The 20,340-nt window shown below is 52.7% G+C and carries 15 protein-coding genes and 1 pseudogene; 12 read left to right on the top strand and 4 right to left on the bottom strand.

The window, feature by feature from the left end; all coding sequences use genetic code 11:
* Nucleotides 1-187: 187 nt before the first annotated feature.
* A pseudogene (locus tag HJG54_RS07445) lies at nt 188-478 on the top strand (IS110 family transposase); the annotation flags it as partial.
* A gap of 1,038 nt (nt 479-1,516) precedes the next feature.
* On the opposite strand, the gene HJG54_RS07440 reads toward HJG54_RS07445, so the two are convergent.
* Complete coding sequence (locus tag HJG54_RS07440) at nt 1,517-1,711, bottom strand: heavy metal transport/detoxification protein (protein ID WP_316434230.1); 195 nt, start codon at nt 1,709-1,711, stop codon at nt 1,517-1,519.
* Between the two features lie 244 nt (nt 1,712-1,955).
* Between HJG54_RS07440 and HJG54_RS07435 the strand changes: the two genes are divergently transcribed.
* The 8 genes from HJG54_RS07435 to HJG54_RS07400 all read left to right on the top strand — a co-directional run bounded on the left by HJG54_RS07435 (nt 1,956) and on the right by HJG54_RS07400 (nt 9,781).
* The gene (locus tag HJG54_RS07435) at nt 1,956-2,429 is read left to right on the top strand and encodes a YbjN domain-containing protein (protein ID WP_316434229.1); all 474 of its coding nucleotides are present in this window, start codon (nt 1,956-1,958) and stop codon (nt 2,427-2,429) included.
* 23 nt (nt 2,430-2,452) lie between these two features.
* Nucleotides 2,453-3,220 carry a lipoate--protein ligase family protein gene (locus tag HJG54_RS07430; protein ID WP_316434228.1) on the top strand — a complete coding sequence of 256 codons (768 nt, stop codon included), beginning with the start codon at nt 2,453-2,455 and terminating at the stop codon, nt 3,218-3,220.
* 92 nt (nt 3,221-3,312) lie between these two features.
* On the top strand, nt 3,313-5,610 hold the full coding sequence (locus HJG54_RS07425) for a transglycosylase domain-containing protein (RefSeq protein ID WP_316434227.1): 2,298 nt from the start codon (nt 3,313-3,315) through the stop codon (nt 5,608-5,610).
* A gap of 310 nt (nt 5,611-5,920) precedes the next feature.
* Complete coding sequence (locus tag HJG54_RS07420) at nt 5,921-6,205, top strand: RNA recognition motif domain-containing protein (RefSeq protein WP_036005697.1); 285 nt, start codon at nt 5,921-5,923, stop codon at nt 6,203-6,205.
* 95 nt (nt 6,206-6,300) lie between these two features.
* A complete protein-coding gene (locus HJG54_RS07415; RefSeq protein WP_316434226.1) occupies nt 6,301-7,857 on the top strand; it encodes a GTP-binding protein in 1,557 nt (518 codons plus the stop codon).
* Between the two features lie 101 nt (nt 7,858-7,958).
* On the top strand, nt 7,959-8,369 hold the full coding sequence (locus HJG54_RS07410; protein ID WP_316434225.1) for an element excision factor XisH family protein: 411 nt from the start codon (nt 7,959-7,961) through the stop codon (nt 8,367-8,369).
* Nucleotides 8,357-8,692 (top strand): XisI protein, encoded by a 336-nt coding sequence (locus HJG54_RS07405; RefSeq protein WP_316434224.1) that lies wholly within the window; start codon nt 8,357-8,359, stop codon nt 8,690-8,692. The genes HJG54_RS07410 and HJG54_RS07405 overlap by 13 nt, the downstream gene beginning before the upstream one ends.
* 105 nt (nt 8,693-8,797) lie before the next feature.
* Complete coding sequence (locus HJG54_RS07400; RefSeq protein ID WP_316434223.1) at nt 8,798-9,781, top strand: carbohydrate kinase family protein; 984 nt, start codon at nt 8,798-8,800, stop codon at nt 9,779-9,781.
* Nucleotides 9,782-9,783: 2 nt separating this feature from the next.
* On the opposite strand, the gene malQ is transcribed toward HJG54_RS07400, so the two are convergent.
* Nucleotides 9,784-11,295 carry a 4-alpha-glucanotransferase gene (malQ, locus tag HJG54_RS07395; RefSeq protein WP_316434222.1) on the bottom strand — a complete coding sequence of 504 codons (1,512 nt, stop codon included), beginning with the start codon at nt 11,293-11,295 and terminating at the stop codon, nt 9,784-9,786.
* 734 nt (nt 11,296-12,029) lie between these two features.
* Here malQ and HJG54_RS07390 point away from each other — a divergent pair.
* Nucleotides 12,030-14,060, top strand: a complete 2,031-nt coding sequence (locus HJG54_RS07390) for a serine/threonine-protein kinase (RefSeq protein WP_316434221.1) — start codon at nt 12,030-12,032, stop codon at nt 14,058-14,060.
* A 10-nt stretch (nt 14,061-14,070) separates the two neighbouring features.
* Here HJG54_RS07390 and murD read toward each other — a convergent pair whose 3' ends face one another.
* Both murD and glyS read right to left on the bottom strand, forming a co-directional pair.
* Nucleotides 14,071-15,435, bottom strand: coding sequence for a UDP-N-acetylmuramoyl-L-alanine--D-glutamate ligase (murD, locus tag HJG54_RS07385; RefSeq protein WP_316434220.1), 1,365 nt, complete (start codon nt 15,433-15,435; stop codon nt 14,071-14,073).
* A 15-nt stretch (nt 15,436-15,450) separates the two neighbouring features.
* Nucleotides 15,451-17,607 (bottom strand): glycine--tRNA ligase subunit beta, encoded by a 2,157-nt coding sequence (gene glyS, locus HJG54_RS07380; RefSeq protein WP_316434218.1) that lies wholly within the window; start codon nt 17,605-17,607, stop codon nt 15,451-15,453.
* Between the two features lie 452 nt (nt 17,608-18,059).
* Between glyS and HJG54_RS07375 the strand changes: the two genes are divergently transcribed.
* Nucleotides 18,060-18,647 (top strand): hypothetical protein, encoded by a 588-nt coding sequence (locus HJG54_RS07375; RefSeq protein ID WP_316434216.1) that lies wholly within the window; start codon nt 18,060-18,062, stop codon nt 18,645-18,647.
* Between the two features lie 466 nt (nt 18,648-19,113).
* Complete coding sequence (locus HJG54_RS07370) at nt 19,114-20,310, top strand: DegT/DnrJ/EryC1/StrS family aminotransferase (RefSeq protein WP_316434215.1); 1,197 nt, start codon at nt 19,114-19,116, stop codon at nt 20,308-20,310.
* The last annotated feature ends 30 nt before the right edge of the window (nt 20,311-20,340 follow it).

Raw genomic sequence — 20,340 nt, 5'->3', positions numbered from 1 at the left:
AAGGGACTTCAAACCTTGAAGCCACTCAGCGCATTGGCAAGGGAAGAACGGGCAAGAGGCATTTAACAACAGGAGTCCCACCATGACTAGCTTGGCGATACTTGGGATGGATGTGAGCAAATCAACCTTACATCTTTCTCTGATGCAGGGAGAAACTCAACCTTAGAAGAGCGTAGTCAACAATAGCCCATCGGGGTTTAGTCAATTGAGAGAGTGGTTGAGTGTCCACGGCATCGATCAGGTCCATGCGTGCTTCGAGGCGACCAATACCTACGGCCAAGCCATTGCCGTCGAGCTTGACCAGCAGGGGCATCGGATGAGCGTCGTCAACCCTGACCGGGTTCAAGGTTTTGCTCAAGGCGAGTTGAGCCGCACCAAACCAGATAGTGCTAATGGAGCAACGATTGCTCGCTTTTGTGAGGCAATGCAACCTGCGGCTTGGAGATCGCTTGCTCTTGAAGCGGAACAGCTCCAGTAGTTGACCTGACGGCTCGAAGCGTTGCGGCAGATGATTGTGCAAGAGCAGGATCGATTAGATACAGCGATTGCTCAGTTACGTGAGGAGATAGAGCTGCATATTAAGCTTTTACGGACATAGGAACAGAGCCTGAAACAGAAAATGGAAGAGCATATTGAGCAATACGAAACATTAAAGCAACCGCTAAAGTTACTGAAGAATGTCAAAGGGATTTCCACGATTAGTGGTGCTCAAATCTTAGCGAGAATCAGCAACTGGCGAGAGTTTGGTCCAGCTCGACAATGAGCTGCTTATGTAGGATTGGCTCCACAGGCGAAGCAGTCAGGCACATTCGTTCATGGTAGACCTCGTACTATGCAAAATTGGTAATGCTCATTGACGACGAGCGTTGTACTTTCGAGCGCTGAGTGCAATTCGATGTTGTAGTGCAATGCAGGGATAGATTGAACAGTTGCGTGAGCGGGGCAAGAACAAGATGCAGGTGGTGGGAGCGGTGATGCACAAGCTGATGCGCATTGTCTAGGGGGTCTTGAAGTCTGAAAAAACCTTTAACCCGGAGTTACTTACTTCAATCGCTTGACAGCGCAACACAATATCTGAAGTGACAGCGGTCAAGAAGATTGCTAGAGGGCAAGTTGCGAGGCTGTCCAGAATTGCGTGTCCATCGGATCTGTAAATGTTTCAAGTGGTTCTGTGTCGCTTAGTGGCCTGACCCGCCCGCGAATCAATTGCGGCCTAATGAAGCAAGTACACTGTAGAATGCACTATCAGTGCACTGAACCTTGTGCTTCGTCTGCTACTCTGCGAGAAGGCTGCCCCTACAGCAGGCTTCCCGATTAGCTCGCAATTGATTCGCGACTGGAGAAGTGCGAAGTCAAACGCTGGATTGACCCAAATCTCTGAACAGACCCCTTTATGAGCTTGAGCAATTAGCCCGGATATTTAATTCGGACTAGACCAAACACCTCGCTCAGGCAGGTTTTGCCTGTACAGATGCGGTTTCAACCGCCAGCTAATTCATTCATTTAATTTATTTAATTAGGCAATCTTATGCCCTGCGGCGGTGATTAGCTGCTTAAAGGTTTCTTCCGACGCTTTGCCCTCGATCGTTACCATCTTTGCGTTCGCATCAACCTCGACTCGTGCATCCGGTTCAGTCGTTAGAATCGTTTCTTTCAGCGCTTTGGCGGCTTCGGGGCTGTTGAGAGTTGGGACCGATAGTTTTAAGGCCATAGTCTGCTTATAACTTGTCTAAAGATTAGATTTAGCCCTATTCTCTCGGCCTTGCCTCAAATCAGGCACTCCACCTGGGGTAGATTCTGGCGGCTGGGCAGATTTCTTTGTAAAAGGTTAAAAAAATCACCAGACCCAAAGCAGATTCAGGGCATCCAAGATAGAGTTGGGGTAGGCAATCTTCGAGTTGTCCATCTGCAAATTGGATTGAGCTAACTATTCAGCGAAACAGGAACACTGACTTATGAGCGCCTACGAACTTGAGCTTGAAACAACTGAGGCCGGAACGTCAGACGATGCAAGCTTCACCGTCAACTACGTGGAAGTGATCGAAACCGTGATTTCCAGCCTGCAACAAGACCAAAGCGCGATGGTCAGCCATACCGAGGAAGGCCACCTGTGGAAGTTTAAGTACGGCAGTGTGGAAGTGTTTGTTCAACTTCCAGGCACCAGCGATGAAGACACGCTGACGGTTTGGTCGTCGGTGTTGAAGCTGCCGGTGCAAAATGAGGCTCAGCTCATGCGCAAGCTGCTGGAAATGAACTGGACTAGCACCTTTGAAGCTCGCTTTGCCATTGTGGGCGATCAGGTCGTGGTTTCGGCTCAGCGCACTCTGGCTGAACTGTCTCCGGCGGAGGTATCGCGCAATATCACGATCGTGGCTACGATTGCCGACGACAACGATGAGGCGCTGCAAGCCGAGTTTCCTGCTCAATAGGTTTAGAGATTAGGTTCAGAGGAATGTCCCTTTTGAGCAAATGGCGGCTGATTCCCTGCCTACCAGCCTCCGGTGCCGTTCAGATGGCCATCGATACTTGGTTGCTAGAACAACATCGGCTGGGGTTGCATCCGCCGACACTGCGCTTCTATTCCTGGAAGCCAGTTGCAATTTCGCTGGGTTATCATCAGCGCCACTACCCCAACTTCTGGCGGGATTTAACCTGGAACAATCAGCCGATTGAGCTGGTACAGCGTCCTAGCGGGGGTCGCGCGGTCCTGCATCAAGGCGACTTGACCTACGCGGTGATTGTCTCAGGGCTGGCGGGTACTCGTATGCAGAGCTACCAGAGGATTTGCGAATTCCTGATTCAGGGCTGGCGCAGCCTAGGCGTTGAGCTGGAGTACGGCGCAGTGGGGCGCGGCTATATCCACAATCCCAACTGCTTTGGCACGGCGACCGGAGCCGATTTAGTCACCTCTGATGGAGTGAAGCTAATCGGCAGTGCCCAACTCCGACGCCAGCAGGCGATTTTGCAGCACGGCTCGATGCGTCTAACTACTGATCCCGACCTGTTTCGGCATGTGTTTGGTGTAGAGCTGGCTCCCTTGGCGTTACCTTTACCCCCTGAGCCGATTCTGCCCCTAATCGCAGCTTTGACTGCCGCTGCCCAAGCTTGCTTTCAGGTCGAGCTGTTGTCGCAACCCCTCAGCGAGAGCGAATGGCAATCTGTCCTTCGGCTGATGAGCTTGTCTCCGACTCCAATGAGTACAATTGAAAGGATGCAATAGTCCGTAGCTCAGTTTGAGCAAATTTCGGGAACTCTTCAGGAACTCTGAGCGATCGGAGTGTATTGTTTGTTCGACAAAACTCCTGCGCCGCAATGACATCACCGCCGCCTAATCAACCGCCCAAGCCACCCACCCCCCAACCTCCCCCGTCGCAACCGCCCAAAACGCTGCTGGGAGCGATTACACAGGCCGTGCGCACGGTTCAGGCGAAGGTGGATTTCTCGAAGCTCCAGCTCAAGCCCAATGCTAGAGTGCCGGAACTGTGGGTACAGGACGCCGATGCTCCGAAGGCCGATGTTTACCCGTTGCTAGGCGAACGCTATCTGCTGGGGCGCAGTTCCAAGTCCTGCGATATTGTGGTGCGCAATCCGGTGGTGAGTCAGGTACACATGTCGCTGACGCGAGACCAACGCCAGCGGCATGCCCCGTTTGTGCTGCGCGACGAAAATTCTACCAACGGCATCTATCGCGGCAAGCGGCGCTTAACTAAACTGACCTTGCGGCATGGCGATGTGCTCACCCTAGGGCCGCCGGAATTGGCCGCCGCCGTGCGGATTCAGTATCACAATCCCCCACCCTGGTATGTGCAGACGGCTCGCTATGGGCTGTATGGGTTTACCGGCCTGACAGCCCTGACGGCACTGTGGATTGGGATCGAATGGCAGCGGTTTGCTGTACGTCCGTTGCCCGCCTCGGTGCAGGGTCCGGTAGTGGTATATGCCCGCGATGAAGAAACGCCATTGAGAGCCATCGAAACCCGCGCCCATCTGGAACTAAAGCGGCTCTCCGACTTCTCGCCCTATCTGCCGAATGCGGTGATTGCCTCTGAAGATTCCCGCTTCAACTGGCATTTGGGCGTAGATCCGATTGGCATCTCTCGGGCGCTGGTCACCAACGTGCGGGGTGGTGAGATCCGCGAGGGGGGCAGTACGGTAACGCAACAGTTGGCTCGCAGCATCTTCCGGGATTACGTCGGCACCGCCGATTCGGCTGGGCGCAAACTGCGGGAAGCGGTGGTGGCCTTAAAGCTGGAAACCTTCTATAGCAAGGATTTCCTCATGCTCACCTACCTGAACCGCGTCTATCTCGGCAACGGCAACTATGGCTTTGAAGACGCAGCCCAGTTTTATTTCGGCAAATCAGCCAAGGATTTAACCCTGTCAGAAGCGGCCACCTTGGTGGGAATTTTGCCAGCTCCCAATGCCTTTAACCCGGTGCGGGACTACGAAACCGCCGTGGAATTGCGCGATCGCGTCCTCAACCGCATGGTGGTGCTGGGCATGGTTAGCCAAGAAGAAGCCCAGCGGGCACGCCGCTCGCGGATCGAAATCAACCCCAAGGCAATCAAAGAACTGGAAAGCACAATCGCACCCTACTTCTATAGCGAGGTGTTTGCCGAATTGGAGTCGCTGCTGGGGGAACAGCTTGCCCAGGAAGGTAATTTCATTGTCGAAAGCAGCCTGGATCTGCAAATTCAAGCCGAGGCCGAAGCCTCGCTGCAAAATGCGGTGGCTACGACCGGAGCTGCTAAGGGCTTTTCCCAAGGAGCATTGGTGACGCTAGATTCGGGAACCGGCGAAGTATTGGCAATGGTGGGTGGTGTCGATTTTCGTCAAAGTCAGTTTAATCGCGCTACGCAAGCCTATCGCCAACCCGGATCGACATTCAAAGTCTTTGCCTATACGGCGGCGCTAGAACAAGGTATTTCTCCCGGCACGCTCTATTCCTGTGCCCCGCTCAACTGGCAAGGACAATACTTTGAAGGCTGTCGGTCGGGCGAAGGCAGTCAGGATATGTACACCGGCTTGGCCCGGTCTGAAAACGTGGTAGCCTTGCGCATTGCCCAAGACGTTGGGCTAAATACGGTGATGAGAACTGCCCAGCGTATGGGGATCACCGCTAACCTAGAGGCCGTACCTGGTATGGTGCTGGGGCAAAACGAGGTGACGCTGCTAGAATTAACCGGAGCCTATGGAGTTCTGGCCAATCAGGGGGTACGAAGCCGGCCGCACACGATCAATCGCATCCTCGACAGCAGCGACTGCGAAGATTTCAACGACCATCGCACCTGCCGTGTCATCTACGACTACAAGCAAAATGCCGAGACAAATTTACCTGTTTTGCAGCCCGACATTGCCGATACGATGACTTCTCTTCTCCAAGGGGTGGTGCAGGCCGGAACGGGGCGGGGTGCCTTCCTCGGTTTGGGAGAAGCGGGTAAGACCGGCACAACGAACGATTATGTCGATTTGTGGTTTGTCGGCTACATTCCAAACCAGGGCTTGACTACCGGCATTTGGTTTGGAAATGATGACAATACGCCGACCTCGGCGAGCAGTGGAGATGCAGCTCAACTCTGGGGAGACTATATGCGGCGAGTCGCTCAGTAGGCGGTTGATCACAGTGCAGATCTCCACCAAATATCCACTTTTTAGCGCCATAGTTGAGCGCAGCAGTCACAGTCCAGATCGCTACAACCTTTGGCCTCGGCTAGTTTCCATCGCTACAAATGCAAATTCTGCGAATTTAACTTTGTAGACATCTTAAAAAAAGATGTTTTTCATTTTGCTGTCATTGACTTTGAGATCGGATATGATCACGAGCAAAGCAGTTCTCGGCTGTAGGCTTATAAGGGTTAGGTTAACCGTTCCTTAAGTTCTCTCCGGACTGCCCCCTGTATCGAATGGTTTGGAGAGGATCGTGACTATTTACATTGGCAACCTGTCTTTTCAGGCTACTGAGGAAGATTTGCGGGAAGTCTTTGCTGAATATGGTAAGGTCAGCCGCATTAGTTTACCCACCGATCGGGAAACTGGCAGGAAGCGTGGGTTCGCGTTTGTCGAAATGGAGGATGAAGCTCAGGAAGATCAGGCAATTTCAGAATTGGATGGCGCTGAGTGGCTGGGTCGGGAGATTCGCGTCAACAAGGCAAAACCGCGAGAAGGCGGTGGTGGACGTAGAAATGGTAATGACTTCCGAGGCTAGTGGGAAGCAAGTTCCGATTTCAGCGTCGCTTAGAATTGAAAAGTAGATCATAGCGCATAGTGGCTGACTGCGGCAGTTGTTAACTCCGCGCTGCTATGCTGTTTCAGTTGGGACCAATATTGCCCATGCGTCGGGTCCGCTTGATCACCATTGCAGCAAGTGTTCTAATCACCCTGGCCTTGGCTGCGTGGTTATTTGATTCGTTGCAGCGGCTTTACTGGAGTCTTGCTGTGGTTTCTCCAGTCTTAGCCAGTTTGCTGCTAGCCCTATTGGTGGCAGCACTGATTGCGGCAATTGCAGCATTGATCTACTACCTCTACCTGTTCGGACGCCCCAAACCACCTGCGCGCCCCCTGCCTCCCCTACCAGAAGACAAAACTATCGTTGCCCAGGAAACCCTGAATGCATTGCAGCAGCAGATCGCTCAAATTCAGGATGAAGTAGCTCGGCAGGCGCTGCAAGAACGGTCCAGGGCGATCCAGCAGGATCTGGTACAGCGAGATTTGCAGGTCGTGGTGTTTGGGACCGGCTCAGCAGGCAAAACCTCTTTGATCAATGCCATATTCGGCGAGATTGTCGGTGAGGTGGGGGCGGCCATGGGAACCACGACACTGGGCGAAACCTACCGACTGCATCTGCAAGGACTGGAACGGGAAATTGTTTTGGTCGATACGCCTGGTATTCTGGAAGCCGGAGGGCTAGGCAGCGAACGCGAGCAGCTAGCGCGGCAAATTGCTACGGATGCCGATTTACTGCTGTTTGTGCTCGACAACGATCTGCGTCAGTCCGAATACCAGGTCTTGCAAATGCTGGCAGAGATCGGCAAACGACTGCTCGTGGTCTTCAACAAAACCGATCTGTATCCAGCCGTGGATCAACAGCAGATTCTAGAACGGTTGCATCAGCGGTTCCAGGGGCTAATTTTGCCGCAGGACCTAGTTGCGGTGGCGGCCAATCCCCAAGCAGTGCGGCTACCGGATGGCCCAGTAGTTCAACCCGCACCCGATATCTCATCCTTGTTGCAGCGGATGGCAGAGGTGCTGTGGGCCGAAGGGGAAGACCTGATTGCCGATAACATTTTGCTGCAATCCCAGCGGCTGGGTGAAGAGGCGCGGCGATTGATTGATGCCGAACGACAGCGGCAGGCCGAAAAGATTGTTGATCGGTTTCAGTGGATTGGCGCGGGAGTGGTGGCGGCTACGCCTTTGCCGGTGGTGGACCTGCTGGCCACGGCGGCGATCAATGCCCAGATGGTGGTGGAACTGGGCCGAGTGTATGGCTGCGAGATGAATCTGGATCGGGGTCGAGAGTTGGCCTTGTCGCTGGCTAAGACACTGGTGAGTTTGGGGGTGGTTCGAGGTGCGATTGAGATCTTTTCGGTGGCGCTGCAAACCAATGTGGCCACGTTTCTCGTGGGTCGGGCCATCCAGGGCGTGACGGCAGCCTATCTGACGCGAATTGCCGGAAAAAGCTTCATCGAATACTTTCGCCAAAATCAGCAATGGGGCGATGGTGGCATGACCGAAGTGGTGCAAGAACAGTTTCGCCTCAATCGCCGCGACGAGTTTGTCAAAGCCTTTTTGCAGGAAGCGGTTACTCGCGTTGTAAACCCCCTATCCAGAGCTGAACGACCGATTGATCCCTTGCCATAAAATCACAAGTCTTGCATTCAGTTCGCTTGCATAAGTTCATCAGTAAACTATGACGTCAAACATCTAATCTTGTATGAAGCTTGATCCTGGGGCGATGAGTGATGGCAAGAGATCTGTTCCACGATATTGTCAAGGAAGCTTTAATTGCAGAAGGATGGCAAATCACCCATGATCCTTTTCCCATAGATTACGGTGATGTGCAAATGCAAATCGATCTCGGTGCCGAACGCTTACTTGCTGCTCAACGAGATTCCGAAAAGATCGCTGTAGAGGTTAAAAGTTTTACTAACCCTTCAGCTATTTCTGAATTTCATATGGCTGTTGGGCAATATTGCAACTATCGCCATGCCCTACGTGCCCAAGAAGCTGACAGAAAGCTATATCTAGCTGTACCTAGCCAAATTTACGATCAATTCTTCAGACTCAGATTTGTAGAAGAAATTATCGAGGAACAGCAGATTTTGCTGGTGATTTATAACATTAAAACTAGAAACATCCGATGGATAAACTGAAGCATTATCGACAAATCATTCAAGAGGTCCTGACTGAACATAGCCAGATCAAACCTGCCTACGGTGAAATTCAAATGAAATTGCTGTTTGATGTGGAGCGTGATCATTATCAACTCCTCCGCGCAGGTTGGCTTGAAGAACGTCGAATCTACGGACCATTGATCCATATTGATATTGAAAATGGAAAAATTTGGATTCAATATGACGGTACAGAAGTTGGTGTTGCTAATGAGTTAGTAGAACGTGGAATTCCTAGAAAAGATATTGTGCTGGCTTACCACTCACCCTTGCTGCGCCAATATGATGGTTTTGCAGTTAGTTAAGTACCCTGCGGCAGGTGAGCAAAGCCGTTGAGCACCTGCTAGACTTGCCTCCTAGCCTCGATGATATAGTGAGGCCAAAACCTCAGGAAAAATAGGATAGAAATTGTGCAGAGCCTGCGTGTCTTATGTTTGGGGGAAATTCTCTGGGATTGTTTGGCAAATCAGGTGGCTGAATCAACGGCTCAGGTGCACTCATGGACACGCTATCCGGGCGGAGCGCCTGCTAACGTGGCCTCTGCCTTGGTGAAACTGGGCACTTCCGCTGGCTTCATTGGCTGTGTCGGCACTGATGAACTGGGCCAAAAGCTGGTGGATGTTCTCCAAATGCTAGGGGTTAATACCATCGGCATCCAGCACCACCCCACCGCCCCAACCCGGCAAGTAGAAGTGCTGCGCTTACCAGGAGGCGAACGGCAGTTTGCTGGATTTCATGGGCGTGCCACCACCGAGTTTGCCGATACCCAATTGCAAGCCGACTTACTGCCCGTAGAGCTGTTTGAAGCTGCTGAGTTTTTGATTTTAGGAACGTTGGAGTTGTCCTATCCCGATACCCGTGCCGCAATCGAACGGGCGCTGGACTTGGCCGAGCAGTACTATCTCAAGATTTTGGTCGATGTAAACTGGCGGCCCATGTTTTGGACCGAACCGAGTTTGGCCAAGCCCTGGATTCATCAGCTGATCAGCCAAATCGACTTCCTGAAGCTGACGGTAGAAGAGGCCGAGTGGCTGTTTGGTACTGCTGACCCTAGCGCCATCGCTGAACAAACCGGCAATCTAGAAGGTGTTTTAGTAACAGATGGTGCTAAAGGCTGCACCTACTTTTTGGGTGAGTATCAGGGTGCTGTTCCTGCCTTCCCGGTCGAAGTAGAAGATACTACCGGAGCCGGAGATAGCTTTGTGGCCGGATTCATTCATCAACTTTGCCGTCAAGGAATCCGAGCCTTGAACGATCCCAACTCGGCCCGCACCATCGTCACTTATGCCAACGCCGTGGCTGCCCTCACAACCACCAGAGCCGGAGCGATTTCAGCCCAGCCCACCGCAGCAGAAGTAGAAGCCTTTTTGTATCTGCATCGCGGCAGGAGTTAACCCTACTGCTCAGGCGGCTTGGGTACACGTCCATAGATTTCGGTCATGAATTTGAGTTTGTCCCGAATCTCAGGCGTGAGGGCACCGCTCCAGTAGCGCCAGCCCCAGTTGCCCGACTCCTGGCTAGGAGAGTTCATGCGGGCGTCGGTATCCAGTCCTAGCAAGTCCTGAAGTTGGATAATCGCCAGATCGCTGACCGAACTCATGGCCAAGCGAATCAGATCCCAGTGGATGCCGTCTCCACTTGTGCAGCCGAGATATTGCCGTACCCGTTCCTGTTCTTCAGGCGAACGTTTATTGAACCAGCCAACGGTGGTGTCGTTGTCGTGGGTGCCAGTATAGACAACGCTGTTGCGGAGATAGTTGAACGGCAGATAGGGATTGTCTGGTCCGGAGTCGAACGCAAAGTGCAGGATCTTCATGCCGGGAAAGCCAAAGTCATCGCGCAGGTCTTCCACCTCCGGCGTAATTAGACCCAGATCTTCGGCTATGATCGGCAATTCTCCTAAAACCTTGTTGAGATGCCGAAAGAAAGTGCGGCCCGGAGCCTGCAACCACTCGCCATGCACGGCAGTGGTTTCGCCTTGAGGTACGGCCCAATAGGCTTCAAAGCCACGAAAATGGTCGATCCGAATCATATCAACGCATTCCAGCATGGCTTGGAACCGCTGCACCCACCAGCCAAAGTCTTGCTCTTGCAGCCGCTGCCAGTCATAGATCGGATTGCCCCAGAGCTGGCCCGTCTCACTGAAATAATCGGGTGGTACGCCAGCCATCAGTTCAGGTAGGCCGGTTTCTTCATCCAGCCGGAAAATTTCGGGATGCGCCCACACTTCAGCGCTATCGTGGGCCACGTAAATGGGTAGGTCGCCCAAAATCTGGATTTGCCGCTCGTTGGCGTAGGCTTTTAGCGCTGTCCACTGCTGAAAGAACTGGAACTGGAGAAACTGATGGAAAAAGATTTTCTGGGCCAGGGTTTGCCGAGCCGACTCTAGGGCATCGGGCTTCCGCAGCCGCAGTTCTGGTTCCCAGGTATGCCAGCTCGCACCATTGTGGGCATCCTTGAGGGCCATAAATAGGGCATAGTCATCCAGCCACTCGGCTTTAGTCTGACAGAATTCGGCAAACGCATCTTGCCGCTCAGCCGAAGCCTGGGTGCGAAAGCCAGCGCAGGCTTTTTGTAGCAGCGGCAGTTTCAAATACAGCGCCCAACCAAAGTCGATTTTTAGCGGCAGTTCCGGCAGATTGCTCAAGTCTTCATCCGTCAACAGCCCGTCGGCTCGAAGCTGGTCTGGGCTGATCAGCAGAGGATTGCCAGCAATCGCGGAGAAACACTGGTAGGGCGAATCGCCGTATCCAGTTGGGCCGAGGGGTAAAATCTGCCAAATCTGCTGTTTGCTTTCGGCAAGAAAATCAACGAACTGATAGGCTTCTGAACCAAGATCGCCCACACCATAAGGACTCGGAAAGGACGTAGGATGCAGCAGAATACCGCTTGCTCTGGGAAAGGGCATAAACAACCACAGCAAAAACTAGACAGCAAGAATTCGACAGTAAAACCTAGGAGGTGAACAAACAGCTAGCAATAGTTAACAGGCAACCGTTCACTAGTGCCAAACTACCGAGACGATTATCTCGATTGCTTATAGCAGGCTACGCTACTACAGCTCAGTTTGGCATCTACCCATCGGGCCACTAAACTCCTCGACTCTATCACGCAGCGACCGGAATCGGTAGACTTGGGCTGGACTCCTGTCTTTATCGAGTCGCTCCGGCATCGTCGAGAGACTGCACATGAATTGGTTGAAGTAGGCCAATCAAAATATCTAAACGCAGTTCTTCTACCCAAGTTCGGAGAGCCGTTGCCAGGAAAGCATAGCTGTCGGGTAGCTGGCTGACCAGTTGCAGAATGCGCTGATCGTCAAGTTCGGTTGTAGCTTGGTAAACGGCGTTTGATGTGGTCTAGCTCCTGCTGAACCGACTCGAATTCTGCTGAAGGAATAACAGGGTTCTGATTGTTCTGCTGCCCTTGTATTATCAACCTAGACGATGGGTGGATGAATTCTACTTAGCGCTTCGCTGCTTAAGAAATTTTTGGTAAAACGCTCTTGTGCTCTGGTAGGAGCATTCTGGTTCATGGATTTTTTAACAGTAGTGGGTTGTACCAACTACTGAATCCGATCTTTAGCCCCATTATGGCTTTTATTGTTTTCTAGGGCTGAATTCTTATTTCAAGGAGACCCAACCGATGATGCCTCAGTATTGCAGTCGCGGCCACCTCAACCCCCCAGAAAACAAATTTTGCTCTAGCTGTGGGGAGAAGCTAGCGGTCGCGGCGCAACCAGGGCTGCTCTTAGGTGGGCGATATCAGATTGTCCGGGAATTAGGTCATGGCGGGTTTGGCCGTACCTATTTGGCGGAGGATGTTCACCGCTTTCAGGAAGCTTGTGTTTTGAAGGAATTTGCTCCCCAGGTGCAAGGTAGCTATGCACTAGCAAAGGCCGAAGAACTGTTTGCCAGAGAAGCGGGTGTGCTCTACCGGCTCAACCATCCCCAAATTCCGCGCTTTCGCGAACTGTTTCGGGCCGCCGTCGAGGGCTATGATCGGCTGTTTTTGGTGCAGGATTATGTCGAAGGTCGCACCTATCGTCAGCTGTTGGAGGCCCGCAGTCAGCAAGGCATCTATTTTTCAGAGCTTGAAATTCGGCAATTACTGGCTCAACTGCTGCCGGTCTTGCAATACCTGCATAGTGCGGGGGTCATTCATCGCGATATTGCTCCAGACAACCTGATTTTACGGACTATCGATCGGTTGCCGGTGCTCATCGACTTTGGTGGCGTGAAGCAAATCGCTGCCGCCGCGACCTCGGCTTATGTGAACTCTAGCGTTGCCGAAACTGCCGCTCCTTTGACTCGACTGGGCAAAGTGGGCTACGCGCCGCCAGAGCAGATTCATCAAGGCCAAGTTTCACCCGAAAGCGACCTGTATGCCGTAGCCGTTACTGCCTTAGTGCTGCTGAGTGGTAAAGAGCCAGCCGAACTTCTCGATCCGAGTGGGCGTAGTCAGCCCTGGCAGTCGCTTGTTTCCCTTAGTCCAGACCTGACCGAGATTTTGACGCGCATGCTGTCCCTGCATCCGGAGGAGCGGTTTGCTTCGGCTGAAGCTGTCCTGCGAGCGTTGGCTCCATCAACTGACCCTGCGGTTCCAATCCTGTCCATTCCCGAATCCACTCCGGCTTCTAGTCCTGATTCCGTACCCAACTCCACCAGTGCGCCTACGACCAAGGTGACTCAAGCTGCGCCTACACCTGCCAATCCTGCTCCTCGCTCCAAATCGGGCGGCTGGCTGATGCTGCTATGGCTGGTGCCGTTGGTTTCCCTAATTGGAGCGGGCTGGTGGTGGCGCGAGGACTTATTAGCCCTACTGTCTCAACGTCCCGATTCGCCCCCTGTACAACCAGAGCCGCAGAATCCCCAGAATTCCCTGGAGCGTCGGGCTGAGGCGGCTGGAGTTGACTATGGGTTTTTGATCGCTCTCACCGATGCCACCTTCTACGAACGCCATCCTGAGCGAGCCGGACAGCCCCTATCTGATCGAGACGAAGATGCTAAATGGCGCAGCATTTGGGCCTCCATTGCCGATGAGTGGCTCACCCAGTTGCCCCAGATCCTTAGCCCAGAAGCTCGCCAAAAATTAGGCCGCTACAGCGACGCCGACCGCGAGCAATGGAAGCAGCAGATCAATCCGCTCTATGTTGGTAGCCGTTCGCTCTACGATTTAACCGATGCTCAATTTTTCCATTTGTTTCCGGAGCAGCGCGGCAAGGAGTTTATCGATCAGCCGATCGGTCAGGTATGGCAGGCGATGGCGACCGATCAGATTCAAGCTTTACAAGATGGCAAAACGCTAGCGCGCATTCAATTTGAGCCGGGAGCCTTTAGTCAACAGCAGCAGGATAGTTTGGAAGTCGGCAGTGGCCGGGTTTACATTGCCAATCTGTCTGCTGGACAAATCATGCGTCTGAATGTGCAGGCTCCTGCCCAGAGCAGTGCCCTCTCTATCTACCTGCCGCGCCCCACTGCCGATTTACCAATGCTGCTGGAAGACTCGGCTGATCTGACCTGGACCGGCACCCTACCCCAGTCTGGCTATTACGAGATTGTGGTGGTTAACACAGCGACTCAACCCATCCAGTACCAGCTCAACCTGGCGGTTGATAATGTGTTTTCAAGTCCGATTGCGCCTGAGCAGGGTGAAGCTCCAGAGGCGAAAGATTAGCAGAGATCTCTTACAGCCGTTCCTGACAAAGCTGCCGAAAATGATCGCCTCGCTGCTCGAAGTTGGCGTATTGGTCGAAGCTGGCACAGGCTGGGGAAAGCAAAACGACTTTTGCCTGCAGTTCCTTGGCAAGTTCGGCAGCGCGAATTACTGCCCGCTCCATCGTTTCCACAATTTCATAAGCGCTGTAGCCAATTTGGTTCAACCGTTGGGCAAAGCTGGGAGCCGCATCCCCGATCAGCAGGACAGTAGCGGCGTTAGTTTGGATTGTTTGCAGCCATGCGCTGTCATCGCCTGCTTTCGCTTCTCCACCGGCAATCAAAATGGCTGGGGCTGCCACTGCTGATAGGCCCACTTGAGCTGCATCGTAGTTGGTGGCTTTGCTGTCGTTGATGAAATCAATCCCGTTCCAGGTCAGGATATGCTCTAACCGATGGGCAACGCCTGGAAAAGCTTGAATTGCCTCGACAATCGCTGCTTGGTCAATCCCAGCTAAACGAGCAGCTAACACAGCCATCAGCAAATTCTGCTGGTTGTGATGGCCCACCATCCGCAGTGACGCAACGGGAACAATCGGTTCTCCTTGAACGATAGCCCAACCGTTTTCTAAATAGGCTCCCCGCTCGCCTGGAGCTAGCAGTTCGGTTTTGCCGGTAACGCTGGTCCAGTAGGCATTCGGCCAATCTTTTGACCCAACTTGCCGTAAATAGGGATCATCTCCATTAAAAATTTGATACTCGGATTGGCGCAGTAGTCTAGCTTTGATGCTGTAGTAGTTTTCGAGCGTGTAGTGGCGGCTGAGATGATCGGGTGTAAAGGTTGTCCAGACGCCGATCCGGGGTGCTACAGAAGGCGAAGATTCGATTTGATAACTGCTTAGCTCGGCAATCACCCAATCTGGGCTGGGGGATTCCTCTGAAACCGCCTGTAGCGCAACCTCACAGATGGCATAGCCAATATTGCCGCAGGCTGGGGCCTGCAATCCAGCAGTTTGAAAGATGGCGGCAATTAGCGCCGTGGTTGTGGTTTTGCCGTTGGTGCCGGTAATGCCCACCCAAGGCGTGTTAGCCAACGTTTGCCAGGCCAGTTCCACTTCGCCAAGAGTTTTAATTCCCAAGGCTCGTGCTTCGTTCAGCGCCGGTAAATCCCAGGGGACCCCAGGGCTGACAATCACCTGCTGCATTAGGGCTGGATCTGGCTTAAAGCGATCACCAAGCTGCACTACAATCCCTTCGGCTGCTAAGTCCTGCTGAATTTGCCGCAGTGCCTCAGAATCACCAGAATCGCTAACGGTCACCTGCCATCCATGCCGCTTCAATAACCGGGCCGCAGCAATTCCCGAACGTCCGAGTCCAATCACGTAGGCGCTAGGCATAGAGCTTCAATCCTATCAACTTTTTACAATCGCCCCAAAGTCAGCCAGCACCCGGGCGTGGTTGCGCAACAGTCCCAGCAAATTGAGCCGATTACGCCGAATTTTGAGGTTCTCATCCATCACCAACACGCTCTGCTCGCCGTCAAAAAAGTTGCTGACAACTGGGGCAATTTTAGCTAAGGCATCGACCAGCTTTTGATAGTTGCGCTCGGCTTGGGCGGATTGGGTTTGCGGCACGAGCTGAACCAGCGCTTCATAAAATGCCTGTTCCGAGGGCTGCTGAAACAGTTTGGGGTCAATCAAGGATTTGGGATCGAGCTGGCGGGTATCGAGTTCGCCTTGGGCGGCCAGTCTCGATGCCCGATTCACCGTTTCGTAAATACTATCCAGCTTTTTGTTTTGCCGAATTGACTGGAGGAACTGAGCCCGATCCCGCACATCAAGCAGATCTTGCAGCGCCCGATCGGTGTATTCGGCATCGTTTTCGCCCAGAACGGCGTTTACCAGGTCGTAGTCGATCTGCCGGTCCTCCTGTAGCAGAGTGCGAATCCGCTGGAGGAAAAACTCTTTGAGTTGGTTGATCAGGGTTGCAGCATCGACCTTGGCCTTGGCATGACTGCTAACAAACTCGGTGACGATGGCTTGCAGTAGCTGATCCAGATTCAGAGCTAGATTGGCATCCCAGGCAATATTGATAATCGCAGTAGCCGCCCGCCGCAACGCAAACGGATCAGAGGAGCCGCTAGGAATCATGCCGAGACTAAAAATGCTCACCAGCGTATCGAGCCGATCGGCAATCCCCACCGCCTGACCGGCCAAGCTCTGGGGCAACTGATCGCCTGCGCCTCGCGGCAAATAGTGTTCAAAAATGGCGTTGGCTACATCAGCAGACTCGCCGGAACTGAGGGCATACTTCTGCCCCATCACGCCCTGCAACTCTGGGAACTCTCCCACCATTTGGGTAACGAGGTCAGCCTTACAGAGTAGCGCCGCTCGCTGAATGGTTGTGCGCTCTGATGGCGTGATCTGCAACTGATCGGCAATTCGGGCTGCAATCGCCCCGATCCGATCTACCTTGGCCCGCACCGATCCCAAATCTTCCTGAAACGTCACGGTTTCTAAGCGAGGCAGGTAGCTCTCTAGCGACTGCTTGCGATCCAGGTCAAAGAAATACTTACCATCTGATAACCGCGCTCGAATCACTCGTTCGTTACCGGCAGCAATCAGGTCAGACTTGGCCGGATCGCCGTTGGAAATCGTCACGAAGTAGGGCAATAGCTCTGATGAACCGGCGGCTTTGAGCACCGGAAAGTAACGCTGGTGGCTTTCCATTTCGGTGATGATGACTTCTGCCGGTAAGGCCAAGAATTCAGCATCAAACTTACCAACCACTGCCGTGGGAAATTCTACTAAATCTCGCACTTCTGCCAGCAGGTCGGGATTGATTGAAGCGATGCCTCCCACCGACTGGGCTGCCGTTTGAGTTTGGCTGACAATCTGGCGCTGGCGTTCTGCCGGGTCAACCTCCACCGAAGCGGCCCGCAAACAAGCGGCGTACTCATAGGCGGTGGGAATGATCACAGGCTGGGAATGCAGCACCCGATGGCCTTGAGAGACCCGATCGCTGCTACAGCTTTCGGAGCCATTCACCAGCGTGATCGGCAGCACGGCTTGATCGAGTAGCGCTACCAGCCAGCGAATCGGTCGGGGAAACCGCAGGTCACCATCCCCCCAGCGCATAAACCGCTTGCCTTCTAGGCCAAAAATCCAGTCGGAAACCAGTTCGGTCAAAATCTCGGCTATAGGCCGCCCCGGAATCTGCTGCCGCACAAACACAAAATCGCCCTTATCGGTAGAGCGAATTTCTAGTGCCGTTACCTCCACCCCCCGCGAGCGAGCGAAGCCTTCGGCTGCTTTGGTGGGTTTGCCGTCTTTGAAGGCCGCCTGAGCCGACGGGCCTTTCACCTCTTCTTCCCGGTCGGGCTGCTGGTTGGGTAGTCCTTGAATCAAGAGGGCCAAGCGCCTGGGTGTGCCGTAATACTCAATCGCCGTTGGAGTCAAAAACGCTGCGGATAGGCTGGCAGGAATGCGAGAACGCCATTGCTCTAGGGCGCTGCTAACAAAGCTCGCAGGCAGTTCTTCAGTACCAACTTCCAACAAAAAAGTAACCATACCAGCTTCAGAGTGAAATTTTAATCAAGTTAATCAAGGAGGAAAAGGATAGCTTCCTGGACAGCTAAAACAGGTTCGGCCACTCTAGTGAACCGAGTCATAAACTGAGAGGCGCACCAGCCAATCTCAACAGTTTACCTTAACCCGCGAAGCCGAGTTTTGTCTGTGTACACGCGGTTTCTAACCATTAGCATTTCTGACGCTATCGAATTCAGCCTCAAAAATCGGGAACAATGAAAGCATCCCTTGGAGAGGCTGCAATCTACCTCTATAATTCAATGATTTATTGTCTACTTCATTACAGCCTTTTTCAGGCTGGTGAATTACGAAAAACGGGGTGCAAGGGCAGTGCCCCTGCGTGGGGGCGAAGCCTCCACACCCCTCATACCTCACATGAGTGAAGAACGCTGTATCTATCGCAATCGAATTTCTCGGATCCAAGGAAGCCTGTGATGAGCAAAGTTGGAGTGTGGTCAAGTTTGTCCGTTGGTATTGTTCTGCTGTTGAGCAGTCCGGTTAAAGCCTTACCGGGCCAGACGGTGACGGAGGTTGCTACCTGGATGCAAACCAATCCGACGATTCAACCAGCCCCCGGCGAAACCCTGCTAGTCCGCAGAACGGACAGTCCTTCTCGGCGATTTATCTTTAAAGCGTCGATTACTTCTCCAGGTCGAGCTGTATCCGGCGATCGCAGAGACATTATCCGCAGTGAAAGCATCACCTTATTTGATATGGTGTATGGCGTCAGTCAGCCGCGTCTGGAGGAAGCGTTGGGCATTATCTATGGCGATGGGGTGTATCAGGATTACCAACAAGCTGAGGTGGTGTATCAATACCCGACCACTGAAATGCTGAGCCGAGCCGAAAGTCAGAATGCGCCGTTGCTGCGGTTTATTCAGGGAGAAGTACGACAGGGAGAACGCTACGGCTACTGGGTTGAAACGGTGCAAACACCAGAAGGCAAGCCCCACAACGGTCAAATGACCGTTTTTCTGCTGGAGGATCTGCCTAAGCTAACGAGTGAACTCGAAAGCCGTTAGGGGGTCTTTAGGTAGCGTCTACCGCGGAAACTTAACAATCGCATCTCACAAACAGGTCTAGCAACGTTGAACCAGCCTACGGCTTGTAATCAGTAGATTGCAATCAACACAGCATCCCTGAGAGTATCAAAAATTACGGTAATTGCCAGCAAAATTACGACAAAACCGCCGCCTACTCTAGCGCCTGACGTCAGATTGAGTAGGTACTTTTCAGTAGGTTGATGAAGTTATCTATTAACAGTTTTGCTTAGATCTTGGCTAGACCAAACGCCATGTCGATTTTCACAAAGACTTTACTATTATCGAGTATTAAAAATTACAAATAATTCGGCATAACTAAAGTAAGCCTCCCTTCAATGCCTGCCATAATGCAGCCTGGGATAACGAACCAACGTCCAGCCAAATAGTTCCGCAGTTAGGCAAATTCTTTCCAAGTTTTACTCTCCGTCGCGTTAATGTTTTCGCCATGCACCATTCCACTATTCCATTCGTTGATCTCACTGCTCAGCATCAGCCGATTCAAGCCAAGCTGGAGCAAGCCGTTCAGGATGTGATTCGCCAGGGAGACTATGTCTTAGGGCAAGCCTTGAGCGAGTTTGAAACTGCCTTTGCCCTTGCTTGTGGCGCAACCTGCGGGGTTGGGGTCGCCTCTGGAACCGATGCCATTGCTCTGGGACTGCAAGCATGCGGCATTGGCGAAGGTGATGAGGTAATTCTGCCGGCTAATACCTTCGTCGCGACGCTGATTGGTGTACTGCGCTCTGGAGCCACACCTGTGTTTGTAGACTGCGATCCTAAAACAGCCTTGATCGATTTGATGGCTGCCGAAAAAGCAATTACAACCCGCACCAGAGCAATTATTCCGGTCCACCTCTATGGCCAGATGGTATCACCGCGAAGACTGCTGGATCTGGCAAGCACCTACGATGTGCTGATTTTCGAAGATGCAGCTCAAGCCCACCTAGCCGAACGGGAAGGGTATCGAGCTGGCTCCATTGGCATCGCTGCTGCATTTAGCTTCTACCCCAGCAAAAATTTGGGCGGTTTTGGGGATGGCGGTATGCTGGTGACACGAGAAGAAATCATTGCCCAAACCATGCGCTCTCTACGTAATTACGGCGCAACTCGCAAATATTTTCATACTGACTTTGGTACTAACAGCCGTCTCGATACTCTTCAGGCCGCTGTCCTCAAAACCAAATTACCCTACCTCTATGACTGGAACTGTGACCGCAACCGGATTGCTCGCCAATATGACGCTTTGCTAAAACCATTAGCTGAATATGGCATTGTTCCGATTGAAAATCACTGTGATGCGGGCCATGTCTATCACCTCTATGTGATTCGGGTTACTGAAGCTAGCCCTATCGAGCGGACGACACTGCAAACAGCTCTGGCCGAAATGGGAATTCAAACCGGTATTCACTATCCAATTCCCTGCCATTTACAACCGGCATTCCATTGCTTGGGTCACCGAGCAGGTGATTTTCCCCATGCCGAAGCATTAAGTCAAGACATCCTTTCTTTACCGATGTATCCAGGCTTAACAGACGAGCAAATTCATCGAGTGGTATCCGCTATTGGCTCGCTTGTTGAGGCTGAATTCAGCCACACGCGCCTACCCGATAGTTCCAGCGTTGAACCTTCGTTGATTTCCAACTGACCCCCCCAACACCCTCCTCCAGCTTGTTGC

The organism is Leptolyngbya sp. NK1-12 (genome assembly GCF_032598965.1).
GTDB lineage: Bacteria > Cyanobacteriota > Cyanobacteriia > Elainellales > Elainellaceae > Elainella.
The sequence above is the reverse complement of the archived record's forward strand: the minus strand, read 5'-3'. Positions and strand labels throughout refer to the sequence as shown.

Excerpts from the sequence above, each read along its gene's own strand:
- HJG54_RS07440 (WP_316434230.1), bottom strand. The coding sequence starts at position 1,711 with ATGGCCTTAAAACTATCGGTCCCAACTCTCAACAGCCCCGAAGCCGCC.
- HJG54_RS07435 (WP_316434229.1), top strand. The coding sequence starts at position 1,956 with ATGAGCGCCTACGAACTTGAGCTTGAAACAACTGAGGCCGGAACGTCA.
- HJG54_RS07430 (WP_316434228.1), top strand. The coding sequence starts at position 2,453 with ATGTCCCTTTTGAGCAAATGGCGGCTGATTCCCTGCCTACCAGCCTCC.
- HJG54_RS07425 (WP_316434227.1), top strand. The coding sequence starts at position 3,313 with ATGACATCACCGCCGCCTAATCAACCGCCCAAGCCACCCACCCCCCAA.
- HJG54_RS07415 (WP_316434226.1), top strand. The coding sequence starts at position 6,301 with ATGCTGTTTCAGTTGGGACCAATATTGCCCATGCGTCGGGTCCGCTTG.
- HJG54_RS07410 (WP_316434225.1), top strand. The coding sequence starts at position 7,959 with ATGGCAAGAGATCTGTTCCACGATATTGTCAAGGAAGCTTTAATTGCA.
- HJG54_RS07405 (WP_316434224.1), top strand. The coding sequence starts at position 8,357 with ATGGATAAACTGAAGCATTATCGACAAATCATTCAAGAGGTCCTGACT.
- malQ (WP_316434222.1), bottom strand. The coding sequence starts at position 11,295 with ATGCCCTTTCCCAGAGCAAGCGGTATTCTGCTGCATCCTACGTCCTTT.
- HJG54_RS07390 (WP_316434221.1), top strand. The coding sequence starts at position 12,030 with ATGATGCCTCAGTATTGCAGTCGCGGCCACCTCAACCCCCCAGAAAAC.
- murD (WP_316434220.1), bottom strand. The coding sequence starts at position 15,435 with ATGCCTAGCGCCTACGTGATTGGACTCGGACGTTCGGGAATTGCTGCG.
- glyS (WP_316434218.1), bottom strand. The coding sequence starts at position 17,607 with ATGGTTACTTTTTTGTTGGAAGTTGGTACTGAAGAACTGCCTGCGAGC.
- HJG54_RS07375 (WP_316434216.1), top strand. The coding sequence starts at position 18,060 with ATGAGCAAAGTTGGAGTGTGGTCAAGTTTGTCCGTTGGTATTGTTCTG.
- HJG54_RS07370 (WP_316434215.1), top strand. The coding sequence starts at position 19,114 with ATGCACCATTCCACTATTCCATTCGTTGATCTCACTGCTCAGCATCAG.